The 15,222-nt window shown below is 70.7% G+C and carries 13 protein-coding genes and 1 pseudogene; 7 read left to right on the top strand and 7 right to left on the bottom strand.

Features of this window, described 5'->3' with window-relative positions; genetic code table 11:
• Positions 1 to 106: 106 nt before the first annotated feature.
• Positions 107 to 364, top strand: a pseudogene (locus tag AIIKEEIJ_RS28495) (LysR family transcriptional regulator); the annotation flags it as partial.
• A gap of 35 nt (positions 365 to 399) precedes the next feature.
• Here the strand turns inward: AIIKEEIJ_RS28495 and AIIKEEIJ_RS28490 are convergent.
• Both AIIKEEIJ_RS28490 and AIIKEEIJ_RS28485 read right to left on the bottom strand, forming a co-directional pair.
• The gene (locus AIIKEEIJ_RS28490; protein WP_006935029.1) at positions 400 to 777 is read right to left on the bottom strand and encodes a VOC family protein; all 378 of its coding nucleotides are present in this window, start codon (positions 775 to 777) and stop codon (positions 400 to 402) included.
• A 95-nt stretch (positions 778 to 872) separates the two neighbouring features.
• Entirely contained in the window at positions 873 to 1,529 is a 657-nt protein-coding gene (locus AIIKEEIJ_RS28485) for a hypothetical protein (RefSeq protein WP_161997067.1), read from the bottom strand.
• 140 nt (positions 1,530 to 1,669) lie between these two features.
• Here AIIKEEIJ_RS28485 and AIIKEEIJ_RS28480 point away from each other — a divergent pair, with 140 nt between their 5' ends.
• The 4 genes from AIIKEEIJ_RS28480 (at position 1,670) to AIIKEEIJ_RS28465 (ending at position 4,943) form a co-directional block, all read left to right on the top strand.
• Positions 1,670 to 2,719 (top strand): alpha/beta fold hydrolase, encoded by a 1,050-nt coding sequence (locus tag AIIKEEIJ_RS28480; protein WP_161997066.1) that lies wholly within the window; start codon positions 1,670 to 1,672, stop codon positions 2,717 to 2,719.
• Between the two features lie 111 nt (positions 2,720 to 2,830).
• Complete coding sequence (locus tag AIIKEEIJ_RS28475; protein WP_161997065.1) at positions 2,831 to 3,418, top strand: cysteine dioxygenase family protein; 588 nt, start codon at positions 2,831 to 2,833, stop codon at positions 3,416 to 3,418.
• 52 nt (positions 3,419 to 3,470) lie between these two features.
• Positions 3,471 to 4,568, top strand: coding sequence for an MBL fold metallo-hydrolase (locus tag AIIKEEIJ_RS28470; protein WP_230304461.1), 1,098 nt, complete (start codon positions 3,471 to 3,473; stop codon positions 4,566 to 4,568).
• Between the two features lie 111 nt (positions 4,569 to 4,679).
• Positions 4,680 to 4,943 (top strand): hypothetical protein, encoded by a 264-nt coding sequence (locus AIIKEEIJ_RS28465; RefSeq protein ID WP_006935037.1) that lies wholly within the window; start codon positions 4,680 to 4,682, stop codon positions 4,941 to 4,943.
• Between the two features lie 49 nt (positions 4,944 to 4,992).
• Here the strand turns inward: AIIKEEIJ_RS28465 and AIIKEEIJ_RS28460 are convergent, their stop codons facing one another.
• Positions 4,993 to 6,255: an aminotransferase family protein gene (locus tag AIIKEEIJ_RS28460; RefSeq protein ID WP_006935041.1), complete on the bottom strand. Its 1,263-nt coding sequence runs from the start codon at positions 6,253 to 6,255 to the stop codon at positions 4,993 to 4,995.
• A 68-nt stretch (positions 6,256 to 6,323) separates the two neighbouring features.
• Here AIIKEEIJ_RS28460 and hrpA point away from each other — a divergent pair, with 68 nt between their 5' ends.
• Positions 6,324 to 10,244 carry an ATP-dependent RNA helicase HrpA gene (hrpA, locus tag AIIKEEIJ_RS28455; protein ID WP_161997064.1) on the top strand — a complete coding sequence of 1,307 codons (3,921 nt, stop codon included), beginning with the start codon at positions 6,324 to 6,326 and terminating at the stop codon, positions 10,242 to 10,244.
• A gap of 42 nt (positions 10,245 to 10,286) precedes the next feature.
• Here the strand turns inward: hrpA and nrdR are convergent, their stop codons facing one another.
• Positions 10,287 to 10,760 carry a transcriptional regulator NrdR gene (gene nrdR / locus AIIKEEIJ_RS28450; protein ID WP_029543374.1) on the bottom strand — a complete coding sequence of 158 codons (474 nt, stop codon included), beginning with the start codon at positions 10,758 to 10,760 and terminating at the stop codon, positions 10,287 to 10,289.
• A 192-nt stretch (positions 10,761 to 10,952) separates the two neighbouring features.
• On the bottom strand, positions 10,953 to 11,585 hold the full coding sequence (locus tag AIIKEEIJ_RS28445) for a LysM peptidoglycan-binding domain-containing protein (RefSeq protein ID WP_161997063.1): 633 nt from the start codon (positions 11,583 to 11,585) through the stop codon (positions 10,953 to 10,955).
• 251 nt (positions 11,586 to 11,836) lie between these two features.
• On the opposite strand from AIIKEEIJ_RS28445, the gene lexA reads away from it, so the two are divergent.
• Positions 11,837 to 12,550, top strand: a complete 714-nt coding sequence (gene lexA / locus AIIKEEIJ_RS28440) for a transcriptional repressor LexA (protein WP_006935055.1) — start codon at positions 11,837 to 11,839, stop codon at positions 12,548 to 12,550.
• Between the two features lie 93 nt (positions 12,551 to 12,643).
• Here lexA and AIIKEEIJ_RS28435 read toward each other — a convergent pair whose 3' ends face one another.
• Positions 12,644 to 13,786, bottom strand: a complete 1,143-nt coding sequence (locus AIIKEEIJ_RS28435) for an acyl-CoA dehydrogenase family protein (protein WP_029543369.1) — start codon at positions 13,784 to 13,786, stop codon at positions 12,644 to 12,646.
• Positions 13,787 to 13,866: 80 nt separating this feature from the next.
• Positions 13,867 to 15,177 carry a uracil-xanthine permease family protein gene (locus AIIKEEIJ_RS28430; protein ID WP_029543368.1) on the bottom strand — a complete coding sequence of 437 codons (1,311 nt, stop codon included), beginning with the start codon at positions 15,175 to 15,177 and terminating at the stop codon, positions 13,867 to 13,869.
• Positions 15,178 to 15,222: the final 45 nt, after the last annotated feature.

The raw sequence follows: 15,222 nt of genomic DNA, 5'->3' as shown, positions 1-15,222 counted from the left end.
CGCGGGGGTGACCCCGGGGACGTAGGCCAGCCGGAACACCGGGGCGGACTCTTCGCTCACCCGCTCAGGCTAGCGGCCCGTGCGTCCAGCGTCCGCCGAGCATCGTGCCCCGCAGTCGCAGGTGGGCCTGGTGTGGCTTTCGGAGCGGACCACCGATCTGGTCGAGGAGTTCGTCGGGATCGTGCGCGGCCGCACCGCCAACAGCTCCCGCGGCCGGCAGGACGAGTCCCAGCCGAAGCAGAAACGGCGCGGGGAGCGGCAGGGATCGCAGCCGAAGAAGGTGGTCGGCGACAAGAAGCCGAAGACCCGCCGCGGAAACGCGGGCCGGCCGAAGAGCGCCGGACGGGCGCGCCGGCGCCGGTAGCCGCCCGGGAGGCCCCGGGCCGGAACACGGACCGCTCACGCGGACCGCACCAGGCAGAAGAGGTGGCCGCTCGGATCCCGGTAGGTGCGGAAGGTCGGGCTGGGGTTGGGCCCGACGACGCGGGTTGCGCCGTGCCGCAGCACCCACTCCTCCGCGGCGTCGAGGTCGTCGACCTCGAGGTCCAGGTGTGCCTGCAGCCCGACCCGGTCGTCCGGCCACGTCGACGGGGTGAACTCGGGGGCCAGCTGGAACGCCAGGCCCCCGCCGGCCGGGGCGCGCAACTGGACCCAGTCGTCGTCGGTGGCGGCGTCGTCGATGTCCCAGCCGAGCAGCACGGCGTAGAACGAGGCCAGCCCGGACGGGTCCGGCGTGTCGAGGACGTAGACCTGCAGTGCGATGGCGGGACGCGACATGGGCTCATGATCCCGCGAAGTCGTCGCGCGGGCCCGGCAAACGGGCCTATCCGGCGGCGTGGGCCTCCGGCGGGGCGACCGAGCGCACCAGCCCCTCACCCGTTTTCGGGAGGCACGACCTCGATCTCGCGCCCCCATGCGACCCCGGGCGCGGCCGGCATCCGGTCCCCGCTCCAGAACCGTCCGGGGTCGTACCAGTTGCTGCCGCGCCCGCGTTGCTCGAGCAGCCCCATCGCCTCCAGGGTCGCGCCCACCACCTCGGCGCAGTACGCGCGCTCGAGACCCGCATCCGACGTGCGTTTCCGCCACGGCAGCCGGCCCGCGAACCAGCGCCCCGCCAGCCGGCCCGTCGAGGGGAACGGCGTGCCGTCCAGCCGGGCGACGGTGCGCAGCAGCTGATCCTCCTGCTCCGGCGTCACCTCGACGCCGAGCTGGCGCAGCCAGCCGCGCTGCCCGTACCGGGCACTCCACACCTGCACCGCCTCGCGCAGGTCGTGCAGCTGCACACCGCGGTGGTGCCGGCCGGTCCACATGTCCGGCAGGCTCCTGCCCAGCTCGGCATGCCACATCAGCGATGGCAGATCAGCGAGGACCACCGCCATGCCGACGTGGTTGACGGGGGCGTTGGTCAGCGTCTGGATCGCCCGGTCGGCGTGGCTGCTGCCGCGGAAGATCCAGAGGTCGCCGGTGCGGGTCAGTTCCACCGCCTCGTCGAGGGTGATCCGGGACTGCGCTGAGCTCCGCTGCTGCATGACCGACAGCCTCTCACGCGGGGAGGTAACGGGATCCGGCCGCCGAGCACGGGAGGTGGTGGCCGGCCCGCCGTCGCTGCCCCGCCTCGCTGCGCCTCACCCGAGGTTGACAGCGCGGCAGACGGCGCTACGGTGCAGGGATGGACCACGAGGTCCGGTACGCCGCCAGCGGGGATGTCAGCATCGCGTACCAGGTGCTGGGCAAGGCGGGACCCGACCTCGTCTTCGTTCCGGGATTCGTCTCGCACCTCGACCTCGCCTGGGAGGAGCGGTTCTTCGCGCGTTTCCTGCGCGGCCTGGCGTCGTTCGCCCGGTTGATCTGGTTCGACAAGCGGGGCACCGGCCTGTCGGACGTGCCGCGGGAGGAGGTGTCCATGGACGCCTGCGTCGAGGACATCCGCGCCGTGATGGACGCCGCCGGGTCCCGGCGGGCGACCCTGTTCGGGGTCGCCGTCGGCGCCGGGATCTGCACCTCGTTCGCGTTGAAGTACCCCGGCCGCACACGTTCGATGATCCTGTGGGACGCCCATGCCCGGCTCCTGGAGGACGACGGGTATGCGGCGGGGTGGAGCGAGGAGTTCTTCTCGTCGGTCCTGGCCGGCATCGACGAGGGGTGGGCGACGGGCTCCGGCATCGCGTCGATGAATCCGACCCTGGCCGGGGACGAGCGGTATCGATCCTGGTTCGCGCGTCACGCCCGGGCGGCGGCGGGCCCGGCGCAGGCACGGGACCTGTTCCGGCTCTGCGCCGCGACCGATCTTCGTCCGAGGCTGCACGAGATTCGGGTGCCGACGCTACTGCTCCACCACGTCGACGATCCGTGGCTGTCGGTCGAGCATTCCCGCTACGTCGCGGCGCGCGTTCCGGGCGCGACACTCGTCGAACTGCCCGGGATCGATCACTGGCCCTGGATCGGCGACATGGACGCGGTGCTGATCGAGATCGAGGCCTTCCTGACGGGGGTACGGCGGGGCCGCCGGGACCGCCCGGCCTGGGGGCCGGAGGCCCTGAGCACCCGCGAACGGGAGGTGGGCGCGCTGGCGGTCGCCGGACTCAGCTCCCCCGAGATCGGCCGGCGCCTGTTCATCAGCGAGCGAACCGTGGAGACCCACCTCGCCAACATCTACGCGAAGCTCGGCATCAACTCGAGGGTGGAGCTGGTGCGGCGGACGGTCGAATTCGGTCTGTGAGCCGGCGCCCGGCACCACCGGGACGGCGCGCGACGTCCGTACTGGTACCGATGCATTCATCACTGTTGTGCGCATACCGTTCTCTTCGAGAGCGGTTGCAGGAGGTGCATCATGAACAGGCACACCGAAGTCGGCCACCGGCAGTCGATCCACGATTTGATCCCCCGCCTACGACAGGCGTCCGCACTGCGCGACGGACCGGAGGCGGTCCGTGCGGTTCTGGCCGCAGCAGTCGCCGACGACAGCGACTGGCTGGACCCGCAGTACCAGGAGCGTCCCGAGACGCGGGACTGGGTGCTGTACCCCCTCTACCGGGCCTCGGACGGGCACCTGTCGATCCTGGTGGCGGTGTTCAAGGCCGGAGTGAGCACTCCGGCGCACAATCACGGCACGTGGGCCGTGGTCGGCGTGTATCGGGGCCGGGAACGGGAGACGTGGTATCGCCGGCTCGACGACGGGAGTGTGCCGGGCAGGGCCCGGCTCCAGGTTGCCGACACCTTCGTGAACCCGCGGGGCACGGTGACCGTCGTTCCCGACGGAACGATCCACTCGGTGGAGGCACTCGACGGGACCGATGCGATCTCGATCCACGTCTACGGCACGGACATTCTCACGCAGAACCGCAGCACGTTCGATCTGCGGACGGGCAGCGAGGCGCCCTTCCGTCCCGATTTCACCGACCTCGGCCCCGAGCACTGACGGCCCGGCCGGCCGAAGGCTGTTTCACCGTATCCACCGGAAGGAGGAGGGCGTGAGGACGGGAGCGGAGACCCGCGATCGACGATCCGCCGGACAGCTGCCGGAGCGGGACCCGGTACGGGTGGAGCTCCGGCCGGTCGACGCGGTCGATGTGACGACGCTGGTGGACAACTCCTCCGACGTGCTGCTGCCCGACGTGGGGCCCGTCCGCCGCTGGGGGCCGGCCGGATCGGCAGGTCCGCTCCCGATCGTCCCCAGCGATCTGGCGGTCGGATTCCGGACTGTCGACCTCCTCCGAGCGGAGCACGGGTTCTCCGTACTGATCGAGGTCCGGGTCGGCGAAACCACGCACCGCGTGCTCTACGACGCGGGGGCCACGCCGGACGGTCTGATGGCGAATCTCGATCGGCTGGCGATCTCTCCGGACGGCATCGAGGCGATCGTGTTCAGCCACGGCCACTTCGACCACGTCATGGGTCTGCAGGGCCTCGCCCGCCGGCTCGGTTCCCGGCACCTGCCGATCCTCGTGCACCCCGACTTCTGGACGAGGCGGCGCATCGTCGGTCCCGACGGCGCCTTCGAGTTACCGACGCCGAGCCGCGCGGCGATCGAGGGCGCGGGATTCGTCGTCGTCGAGAACCGGCGCCCCTCCTTCCTGCTGGACGGAATGCTCCTGGTGACCGGCCGGATCGCCCGGACCACCGAGTACGAGACCGGCATGCCGGGCCATCAAGCCCACCGGCACGGCCGCTGGCGGCCCGACCCGCTCATCCACGACGACCAGGCCGTCGTCCTGCACCTACGCGACCGGGGACTCGTCGTGCTCACCGGATGCGGGCACGCCGGGCTGATCAACATCCTCGAGCACGCCGAGCGGCTCACCGGGGTCGGCCGGCTCCATGCCGTCCTCGGCGGGTTCCATCTCCGCGACGGCCCGATCGTCCCCCGGACGGTGACCGCCCTCGCCGCGGCGGATCCGGCCGTGGTCGTGCCCGCCCACTGCACGTCGTGGAAGGCGCAGCACGCGCTGTTCACCGCCCTCCCGGACGCCTTCCACCCCAATGCCGTCGGCAGCCGATTCGAATTCCGGACAAGCCCGCAGCCGGATACGGCCGCGCAGGGACGCAACGGAGTACCGGACAGGCCCTGAGGCACACTGTTCGGCCGGAGCGTCCGGGCGATCGCGCCGGTCGACGGTGGCGAGCATCGGTCCCAGGTGAGCGCGGCCCCAGCCGAATCCCTGCCGTCTAGGCTCGCGCCCATGGCATTGAAGGGCAGGCAGTGGTGGAAGCTCGTCGGACTCGCCGGTGTGGTCGGCGTCGCGGCGACGGGCGCAGTCGTCGCGCGCGACGAGCGCAGACGACGCGCCCACACGCCCGACGAGGTACGCACGGTGCTCCACGACCGCTACGCCCGCGTCGCCGCCGCGCACGACACGCAGGGCGCGGTGCCGCTGGACGACGTGCCCACGGGACTGCGCGAGCGGATCTGCACTGTGCTGCAACGGCTTCGCCCCCGCCGCTGACGCGACCCGCGGTGCCGGTGCCGAACGGTCGGCGCCGCTCGATCGTCGATCAACCCAGGGCCGAGGAGAACCCGTCCACGAGGCCCTGCACCTGCTCGTCCGTCATCACGAACGACGGCGAGATCTGCAGCGCACCCTGTCCCGCCGCCCGGCTCGAAACCCCGTGCCGCCGAAGCGCCTTCACGAACTCCAGCGCCTCACCCGGGTCGGCGAGCTGCACTGCGGCGACGGCGCCGAGACCACTGCGGACCTCCGCGACGCGCGGGTGCTCGGCCAGCGGGGACAGCTTCTCGTGCAGGGTCCGCTCCAACCGCGCCGACTCGTCGAGCAGGTTCTCGCGCTCGATGATGTCCAGGTTCGCCAGGGCAGCCGCGGCGGCACCGGCGTGCCCGCCGTAGGTGTAGCCGTGCCGCCACCACACCCCGCCGGCAAAGAACGGCTCGGCCACCTTCGGCGCCACGAACACCGCGCCCATCGGCACGTACCCCGAGGTGAGGCCCTTCGCCGTGGTGATCAGGTCGGGTTCCAGTCCGAACCGGCCAGAGGCGAACCACGACCCGCCGATGCGGCCGAAGCCGGTGACCACCTCGTCGACCACGAAGAGCACGTCGTGCTCGCGGCAGATGTCGCGGACCTCGGCGAGATAGCCCTCCGGCGGCAGGTACACCCCACCCGCGCCGATGATCGGCTCACAGAAGAACGCCGCGATCCGGTCCGCGCCGACCCGCTCGATGAGGGCGAGCAACGACTTCGCGTCGTCCCAGGCCACCTTCGCGGCGTCGTCCCACAGGTTCCCGTACCCCTCGGCGTTGACGGGGATCCCGGCGAGCGACGTGCCTCCGACGTGCATGCCGTGGTAAGCCTTCTCGCGACTGACGACGAGGGTCTTCTCCGGCCGGCCCATCTCCTGCCAGTAGCGGCGCGTCAGCTTGGCCGCGGTGTCGATCGAATCGGAACCACCCGAGGTGAAGAAGATCTTGCTGCCGGGAACGGGAGCGATCGTCGCGAGCCGCTCGGCCAGCTCGACGGTCGGCTCCGCGGCGAGGTCACCGAAGTTGGAGTAGTGCGCCACCTTCGCCAGCTGCGCCGCCACCGCGTCACCGATCTCGGAGCGGCCGTGGCCGACGTTCGCGAACCACAGGCCGGCGGTCGCGTCGAGATAGCGGGTGCCGGCGGAATCCCAGATGTAGGCGCCCTCTCCGCGCGCGACGACGAACGCACCGTCCCGCTCGACGACACCCATGTCTGCGAACCCGTGCCACAACGCGCCCACGATCTGCTCCTGTTCCACGAACGGCGATGAAATTGCCATCCTATGCGGCGACGGTCCGCGGGTGCCGCGCGGCGACGGTCCGCGCTTCGCTAGGCTGTTGATTCAGCATGTCCACCTCACCCGAGACCCCGCGCTCCCCCGCCCCGCCCGGGGCGACCCGTCGCGACCTGAAGGCAGGCCTCACCGAGGTATCGCTGCGCGATGAGCACCGCATCCGCCGGCGGCTCGACCGCGCCCGCGGACCCGAGGCGCTGGCGAAGATCGCCGACGAGATCGAGCAGGCGCGGTTGCGGCTCGCGGCGCGGGCGGCCGGCGTGCCGACGGTCACCTACCCCGACAACCTCCCGGTCTCGCAGCGCAGGGACGACATCGCCGCCGCGATCCGCGACCACCAGGTGGTGATCGTCGCCGGCGAGACCGGCTCCGGCAAGACCACGCAGATCCCGAAGATCTGCCTCGAACTCGGCCGCGGCGTGCGCGGCCTGATCGGGCACACGCAGCCGCGCCGCATCGCGGCCCGGGCGGTCGCCGAGCGCATCGCCGAGGAACTCGACTCCGAACTCGGCGACACCGTCGGCTACACCGTCCGGTTCACCGACCGGGTGTCGGACTCGACGCTGATCAAGCTGATGACCGACGGCATCCTCCTCGCCGAGATCCAGCGCGATCGGCTGCTGCGCCGGTACGACACCCTCGTCATCGACGAGGCCCACGAACGCAGCCTCAACATCGACTTCATCCTCGGCTACCTCAAGGAACTGCTGCCCCGGCGGCCGGACCTGAAGGTGATCATCACCTCGGCGACCATCGACCCGGAACGGTTCGCGAACCACTTCGCAGCGGCCGACGGCACGCCCGCGCCCATCGTCGAGGTCTCCGGCCGCACCTATCCGGTCGAGATCCGGTACCGGCCCCTGACGGTCGAGGTGGGCGACGCGCTCGTCGACCGCGACCCGGTGGATGCCGTCTGTGAGGCGGTCGAGGAACTCTGCGCCGAGGGAGACGGGGACATCCTCGTGTTCCTCTCCGGTGAACGCGAGATCCGCGACACCGCCGACGCGCTGCGCGACCGCAAGCTACGGGGCACCGAGATCCTGCCGCTGTACGCGCGGCTGTCCGCCGCCGAGCAGCACCGGGTGTTCACCCCACACACCGGCCGGCGAGTGGTGCTGTCCACCAACGTCGCCGAAACCTCGCTCACCGTGCCCGGTATCCGCTACGTCGTCGACCCCGGCACCGCGCGGATCTCCCGCTACTCGGTGCGCACCAAGGTCCAGCGACTGCCCATCGAGGAGATCTCGCAGGCCTCCGCCCGGCAGCGGTCCGGCCGCTGCGGCCGCGTCGCCGACGGCATCTGTATCCGGCTGTACTCCGAGGAGGACTTCGAGGCCCGCCCCGAGTTCACCGAACCGGAGATCCTGCGCACCAACCTCGCCTCGGTCGTGCTGCAGATGACGGCGCTCGGGCTCGGCGACCTCGCCTCGTTCCCATTCGTCGAGGCCCCCGACCCGCGGGCCGTCCGCGACGGTATCGCGCTGCTCGAGGAACTCGGTGCGCTCGAACCGCCGTCGAAGGACGAACCACCGAAACTGACCGGCACCGGACGCGAACTCGCGCTGTTGCCGGTCGATCCGCGCATGGCGCGGATGATCGTGGAGGGTCACCGCAACGGGTGCCTGCGCGAGGTCCTGATCATCGTTGCGGCGCTGTCGATCCAGGACGTGCGCGAACGGCCGGCCGAGTTCCAGCAAGCGGCGGACGAGAAGCACGCCCGGTTCGCCGTCGAGGGCTCGGACTTCCTTGCGTACCTGAAGCTGTGGGACTACCTGAAGGAGCAGCGGAAGGAACTGTCGTCCAGCCGGTTCCGCAAGATGTGCCGCGACGAGTTCCTGCACTGGCTGCGGATCCGGGAATGGCAGGATCTGCAGGGCCAGCTGCGCCAGATCACCCTCAACCTCGGGTGGGAGACGCGGCATCAGGACGTCGGCCACGACGCGATCCACCAGTCGCTGCTGGCCGGGCTGCTCTCGCACGTCGGCGTGCGTGAGGGCGAGAAGCGGGACTTCCTCGGCGCGCGCGGGACCCGGTTCGCGATCTTCCCCGGCTCGTCGCTGTCCAGGAAGCCGCCGCGCTGGGTGATGGCCGCCGAGCTGGTCGAGACGTCGCGGCTGTGGGCTCGGGTCACCGCGCGGATCGAACCCGAATGGGCCGAGAAGCTCGCCCCGCACCTGGTCAAGCGCACCTACTCCGAACCGCACTGGTCCACCAGGCGCGAGGCCGCCATGGCCTACGAGCGGGTCACGCTCTACGGCATTCCCCTGGTCGCGCAACGGCCCGTGCAGTACGGCCCGATCGACCGCGAGGCCTCACGCGAGCTGTTCATCCGGCATGCCCTCGTCCAAGGCGAATGGCGGACGCGCCACAGGTTCTTCCACGCCAACCGTGAGTTGCTCGAGGACGTGGAGGCGCTCGAGCACCGGGCCCGCAGGCGCGACATCCTCGTCGACGACGAGAGCCTGTTCGAGTTCTACGACCAGCGCGTCGGACCGGAGGTCGTCTCGGCGCGGCACTTCGACGCGTGGTGGAAGAAGGAGCGGCAGAAGAATCCCGACCTGTTGACCTTCACCCCGGAAACGGTGGTCAACCAGGAGGCGCCCACCGTCCTCGGCGGCGACTACCCCGACGCGTGGCGGCAGGGCGATCTGCAGTTCCCCCTCACCTACCAGTTCGAGCCCGGCACCGAGGAGGACGGCGTCACCGTCCGCATTCCCGTCGCGCTGCTGGCCGGGGTCCGGCCGGTCGGCTTCGACTGGTCGGTACCCGGTATGCGGGTCGAGCTGGTCACCGCCCTGATCAAGACGCTTCCCAAGCATCTTCGCCGCCAAGTCGTTCCGGCACCGGACTTCGCTGCGGCAGCCCTCGCGTCCGTGCAGCCGCGCTCCGAGCCGCTCGTCAACGCGATGGCGCGGGAGCTGTCGCGGCTCGGCGCGGCGCGGATCGAGCCGAGCGACTTCGACCCGACCGCCCTGCCGGACCACCTGCGGATGACGTTCGCGGCCGTCGACGAACGCGGCGCCGTACTCGCGCGCAGCAAGAGCCTGACCGCGCTGCGCAGGCAGCTGGCGAACCGTGTCGAGGCCGAGGTCTCCCGGGCGGCGTCGAGCACCGAGCGCGCGCCGGCACTGGTATGGACAGCCGAGACGCTCGGCACCCTCGAGCCCACGGTCACACGCACCGTCGCCGGCCAGCAGGTGACCGGATATCCGACGCTGGTCGCCGAGGATGGTGGCGTGGCCGTGCGGGTGCTCAGCACCCCGCACGCGCAACAGGCCGCGATGCGCACCGGGCTGCGGGCTCTGCTGCTCGAGGCGGTCCCGATGCAGGCGCGCGCCGCGACGTCGGGCCTGAGCAACGGCGAACGGCTGGCGCTCGGCCGCAATCCGGACGGCTCGTTCGAGGATCTGCTCGAGGACTGCCGGGCGTGCGCCGTGGACGAGCTGATCGCCCGGCACGGCAAGCCGGTGCGCACACCGGACGAGTTCACCGCGCTGGCGAAGGTGGTGCGGGCCCAGCTGCCGGGCCGGGTGGCGGCGCTGCTGAAGCTCGTCGTCCCCGCCCTGGCCAGGGCACACGAGGTGGAGGTGCTGCTCGAACGGGTGCGCGGCGAGGCCGCCGAGGACGTGCGTGAACAGCTGACCTCGCTGCTGTTCCGGGGTTTCGTCGCCGAACTCGGCAGTGCCCGGCTGGCCGACCTGCCCCGCTACCTGGCGGCGGCGGCACACCGGCTCGAATCGCTGCCGGCGAGCGCGCTTCGCGACCGGCAGGGCATGGACGTGCTGGACCGGGTCTACGCCGAGTACGACCGACTGCTCGCCCGGCTGCCGGAGGAGCGGGCCACGGCTGCCGACGTGGTGGAGGTCTCGTGGATGATCGAGGAGTTGCGGGTCAGCCTGTTCGCGCAGCACCTCGGCACCCGCGGGCCGATCTCGGAGACGCGAATCCTCAAGGCCGTCGCGGCGATTCGCTGATCCGGCGACGAGGATCCCGGCGCGCGCCGAACGGCGCGGCGCTCAGTCCGGGGACTCGGTCTCGCGTCGGTGCTGGTGCTCGCGCAGTTCCTTGATCTCGCGCTCGAAATCCTCTGCGGAGCTGAAGGACCGGTAGACGGAGGCGAATCGCAGATACGCCACCTCGTCCAGGTCCCGCAGCGGGCCGAGGATGGCCAGACCGACCTCGTTGCTCGGAATCTCCGGGGAACCCTTGGCCCGCACCGCGTCCTCGACCTGCTGGGCGAGGAGGTTGAGGGCGTCGTTGTCGACGTCGCGGCCCTGGCAGGCACGGGCCACTCCGCGCACCACCTTCTCCCGGCTGAACGGTTCGGTGACGCCGCTGCGCTTGACGACCGACAGCACCGCCGTCTCGACGGTGGTGAAACGCCTGCCGCACTGGGGGCATGCCCTTCGGCGACGGATCGCGGCCCCCTCGTCGGCTTCGCGGGAATCGACGACGCGGGAATCGGGGTGCCGGCAATACGGGCAGTACATGTCGATTCCTTCGTCGTAGCCGTGCTGGCCGCGACGTCGGCGTCGAACCGATGCCGTCCTCCCGAGACCGGACTCACCGGCAGGCGAATCGCTCTCGGCGCGACCACACGAGGTGGTGTGACTGACAAGAGTCGACAATACCTGCATACCCGGATCGTCGGCCGGATCCGGTACCCGCCCGTCCATGCCGGTTCACCGCGGCGCGGAGGCCGGAACGAGCAGGGTCTGGCCGTCCCGCAGACGGCCGTCCGACATGGCATTGAGTTCGAGGATCCGCTCGATCGCCTCGGGGCGGGGCAAACCCGGAGCCACCCGCGCCGCGACGTCGCCGAGCGACTCCCCCGCCTGCACGACGGTGACGTCGGTACGTGCGGCCCCGGCCGCAACCTGGCTGGTGCGCAGGTGCGCAATTCCGAGCAGTCCCGCGGTCGCGACCGCGGTCAGCAGGGCCGTCGCCAGTACGGTGCGCAGGCCGGGCTGCGCGGTCCCGGCGGGGCGGTGCGGGACGCGCGAGACCCGGACCGGAGCGCGCCGGTAGTCCACCACCCCCGGATCCGGGCGGACCGGCAGCCGCCGGTCCGGCGCCTCGTGCGGCCGCCGGGCGAGGTGCGTCGCCGCGGAGCGTCGTGCCCGGCCTTCGCCGTCCCGTCCGGTGTCGTACTGCCCTGGGTCCTCGAACTGCCCTGTGTCCTCGAACTGCCCGGTGTCGTTGCACGGCCCTGTGTCGTCGTAGTGTCCCGTGTCGTACTGCCCGGTGTCGTCGCACTGGCCTGGGTGGTGCCGGGTGTCGTTCCATTCGGTGCGGCGAACTGCTGATGTCCTCATCGAGGCCTCCGTGTCGCTCGTCCGCGGGACGGGGCCCGCGGCGGAACTTCGGTCACCGCTCGATCGACGGCGAGAGTAATTCGATCACCTGTTCGAAAGAACGTGTGTTCGATGTGTACCACGCCGCTCCGACAAAGTCAGCACTACCGGCCGAAAATCTCGAACAGATGTTTGATAACCGGCCATCGGAGAGCTAGATTCGATCCATCACATCCAGCACATCCGACACACGACGCACGGAGGTCACGATCATGACGGACGGCCATCCCCGGGCCGGGCGGAGCCGGACGACCACCGCCGATCCGGCCGCCGGCCTGACCGAACGCCAGCGCCGCGTCCTCGAGGTGATCCGCGAATCGGTCACCGAACGGGGCTACCCTCCGAGCATCCGCGAGATCGGCGACGCGGTGGGCCTCAACTCCACCTCGTCGGTGGCGCACCAGTTGCGCACCCTCGAACGCAAGGGCTTCCTCCGGCGCGATCCGAACCGCCCCCGGGCAGTGGACGTGCGCGGCCTCGACGATCCGCAGCCTGCGGCCCCGCAGGCGCAGCCGGCGGAGGGGGTCGACACCGCCGCCGAGTCCGCCACGCCGGCCGCCATGGTTCCCGTGCTGGGCAGGATCGCGGCGGGCGGTCCGATCCTGGCGGAGGAGTCCGTCGAGGACGTGTTCCCGCTCCCGAGAGAACTGGTGGGGCAGGGTTCGCTGTTCCTGCTCAAGGTGGTCGGCGAATCGATGGTCGATGCGGCCATCTGCGACGGTGACTGGGTGGTGGTGCGCCAGCAGAACGTCGCGGACAACGGCGATATCGTCGCCGCGATGCTCGACGGCGAAGCGACCGTGAAGACGTTCAAGCGCGTGAAGAAGGACGTGTGGCTGATGCCGCACAACCCGATGTTCGAACCGATTCCGGGCAACGACGCCGTCATCCTGGGCAAGGTCGTCACCGTGATCCGCAAGCTCTGACCTCGCTCCTCCCCGCAAACGCGCGCGGGCGGCGCCGCGGATCGCGGCGCCGCCCGTGCTCGTTCCGGGCCGGGACCGGTGCCCCGGGGCCGGTCAGAGATTCAGGCCGCGGCCGATGATGTCCTTCATGATCTCGTTGGTGCCGCCGTAGATCTTCTGCACGCGGGCGTCGAGATACGCCTTCGCGACCGGGTATTCGCGCATGTAGCCGTAACCGCCGTGCAACTGCAGGCACCGGTCGATCAGCTCGACCTGCTTGTCGGTGGTCCAGTACTTGGCCATCGCCGCCTCCTGCACGCTCAGGGTTCCGGCGTTGAGCTGCTCGATGCACCTGTCGACGAACACGCGCGCGAGGGTGGTCTCGGTGGCCAGCTCCGCCAGCTCGAACCGGGTGTTCTGGAAGCTGCCGATCGACTTGCCGAACGCCTTGCGGTCGCGGCAGTACTGCATCGTGTCCTCGAGCACGGCCTCCATCGCCGCCGCCGCCACCACGGCGATCGACAGGCGCTCCTGCGGCAGGTTCTGCATCAGGTAGATGAAGCCCAGGCCCTCCTCACCGAGGAGGTTGGCGGCGGGCACCCGCACGTCGGTGAAGTGCAGCTCGGCGGTGTCCTGCGCCGCGAGGCCGATCTTGTCGAGATTGCGGCCGCGCTCGAAGCCGGCCATCCCGCGCTCGACGACGAGGAGCGAGAAGCCCTGCGCCCCCTTGTCCGGGTCGGTGCAGGCGACGACGATCACCAGGTCCGCGTTGATGCCGTTGGTGATGAAGGTCTTGGAACCGTTGAGGATCCACTCGTCGCCGTCCCGCACCGCGCGGGTCTTGATGCCCTGCAGGTCGCTGCCCGTGCCGGGCTCGGTCATCGCGATCGCGGTGATGATCTCGCCGGAACAGAATCCCGGCAGCCAGCGCCGCTTCTGCTCCTCGTTCGCCAGCTTCAGCAGGTACGGCGCCACGACGTCGTTGTGCAGCATGAAACCGATGCCGCTGAAACCTCCGCGCGTGGTCTCCTCGGTGACGATCGTATTGTAGCGGAAGTCCTCGACACCGCCGCCGCCGTACTCCTCGGGCACGGCCATGCCCAGGAAGCCCTGCGCGCCTGCCTTCTTCCAGACCTCACGGTCGACGATCTTGTCCTGCTCCCACTGCTCGTGGAAGGGAGCCACCTCCTGCTCGAGGAACTTCCGGTACGACTCGCGGAAAAGTTCGTGCTCGGGCTCGAAGAGGGTGCGTTCCATGTGCGCTCCTGTATCCGATGACGTACGTCACGCTCACGGTAGACATCGGAGGACGGGTCTGACGCTGACAGGAACGAGCGTTATTTGTGACCGGACACGCCGGGCGGCCGGCGGCGCAGGTCCGCCAATCGCCGCAGGAGCGGGTAGGCGATCAGGATGCCGATCGAGCCCCACGCGATGCCACCGAGTTCGACGGAACCCACAGTGAGGGTGAGGTCGCCGATCCCGGCCACGAGCGCGGCGGCGGCCACCGTGAGGTTGACCGGATCGGTGAAGTCGACCTTCGCCTCCATCCAGATCCGCACGCCGAGGATGCCGATCAAGCCGTACAGGACCAGGGTGGCGCCGCCGAGCACGCCGTCCGGGACGGTGAAGACGAGGGCACCGAACTTCGGGGAGAAGGCGAGGACCACGGCCGTCGCGGCGGCCACCCAGTACGCCGCGGTCGAGTACACCCGCGTCGCGGCCATCACGCCGATGTTCTCGGCGTAGGTGGTGGTGCCCGAGCCGCCACCGACCCCGGCGAGCGTCGTGGCCAGGCCGTCGGCGAGCAGCGCGTCGCCGGCGACGTCGTCGAGATTGCGGCCGGTCATGGCCGCCACGGCCTTGACGTGGCCGACGTTCTCGGCGACGAGAACCACCACGACGGGCAGGGCGATCAGCACCACGGACAGCTCGAACGCGGGGGCGCGCAGTTCGGGCAGGCCGAACCACGCGGCGTCGCGCAGGGCCGCGACGCGTTCCTCGGCGAGGCCGCCGGAGACGGCGGCGAAGAGCCAGCCGACGATCACGCCGACGAGAATGCCGAGGCGGCCGACGAGGCCGGGGCCGAGCACCGTGACGAGCAGGATCGCGGCCAGCGTGATCGCCGCGACGAGCGGCTGGGCCTCGAAGGATCCGACCGCGACCGGCGCGAGGTTCAGGCCGATGAGGGCGACGATCGCGCCGGTCACGACGGGCGGCATCAGCGCGTCGACGACGCGGGACCCCAGCGCCTTGACGACGAGACCGACGAGCGCGAGGGCGACTCCTACGGCGACGATGCCGCCGAGCTGGGCGGCGGGGCCCTCGCCGGCCGAGGCCGCCAGCGGCGCGATGAACGCGAACGACGAGCCGAGATAGCTGGGCACCCGGCCGCGGGTGATCAGCAGGAACAGGGCGGTGCCGACACCGGAGAAGAGCAGCGTCGTGGTGACCGGGAAGCCTGTGATCGTCGGCACGAGCAGCGTGGCGCCGAACATCGCGATCACGTGCTGCATGCCGATGCCCACGGTGCGGGGCCAGGACAGTCGTTCGTCCGGGGCGACGACCTCGCCGTCGGCAACGCGACGTCCGTCGCCGTGCAGGGTCCAGCCGAACCCGGCCGTCCGCGTCCTCAGTTGTTCGTTCACAACGGGGAATGGTAGGCGCCGGCCGGCTCCGGGAGCAGGTCGCGG

The organism is Rhodococcus sp. YH1, from assembly GCF_009939605.1.
Lineage (GTDB): Bacteria > Actinomycetota > Actinomycetes > Mycobacteriales > Mycobacteriaceae > Rhodococcus > Rhodococcus aetherivorans.
The sequence above is the reverse complement of the archived record's forward strand: the minus strand, read 5'-3'. Positions and strand labels throughout refer to the sequence as shown.

Bases quoted from the DNA above. Each gene is read 5' to 3' on its own strand.
- AIIKEEIJ_RS28465 (WP_006935037.1), top strand. From the start codon at position 4,680: ATGGCATTGAAGGGCAGGCAGTGGTGGAAGCTCGTCGGACTCGCCGGT.
- AIIKEEIJ_RS28475 (WP_161997065.1), top strand. From the start codon at position 2,831: ATGAACAGGCACACCGAAGTCGGCCACCGGCAGTCGATCCACGATTTG.
- lexA (WP_006935055.1), top strand. From the start codon at position 11,837: ATGACGGACGGCCATCCCCGGGCCGGGCGGAGCCGGACGACCACCGCC.
- AIIKEEIJ_RS28490 (WP_006935029.1), bottom strand. From the start codon at position 777: ATGTCGCGTCCCGCCATCGCACTGCAGGTCTACGTCCTCGACACGCCG.
- AIIKEEIJ_RS28445 (WP_161997063.1), bottom strand. From the start codon at position 11,585: ATGAGGACATCAGCAGTTCGCCGCACCGAATGGAACGACACCCGGCAC.
- hrpA (WP_161997064.1), top strand. From the start codon at position 6,324: ATGTCCACCTCACCCGAGACCCCGCGCTCCCCCGCCCCGCCCGGGGCG.
- AIIKEEIJ_RS28435 (WP_029543369.1), bottom strand. From the start codon at position 13,786: ATGGAACGCACCCTCTTCGAGCCCGAGCACGAACTTTTCCGCGAGTCG.
- AIIKEEIJ_RS28485 (WP_161997067.1), bottom strand. From the start codon at position 1,529: ATGCAGCAGCGGAGCTCAGCGCAGTCCCGGATCACCCTCGACGAGGCG.
- AIIKEEIJ_RS28480 (WP_161997066.1), top strand. From the start codon at position 1,670: ATGGACCACGAGGTCCGGTACGCCGCCAGCGGGGATGTCAGCATCGCG.
- AIIKEEIJ_RS28460 (WP_006935041.1), bottom strand. From the start codon at position 6,255: ATGGCAATTTCATCGCCGTTCGTGGAACAGGAGCAGATCGTGGGCGCG.
- nrdR (WP_029543374.1), bottom strand. From the start codon at position 10,760: ATGTACTGCCCGTATTGCCGGCACCCCGATTCCCGCGTCGTCGATTCC.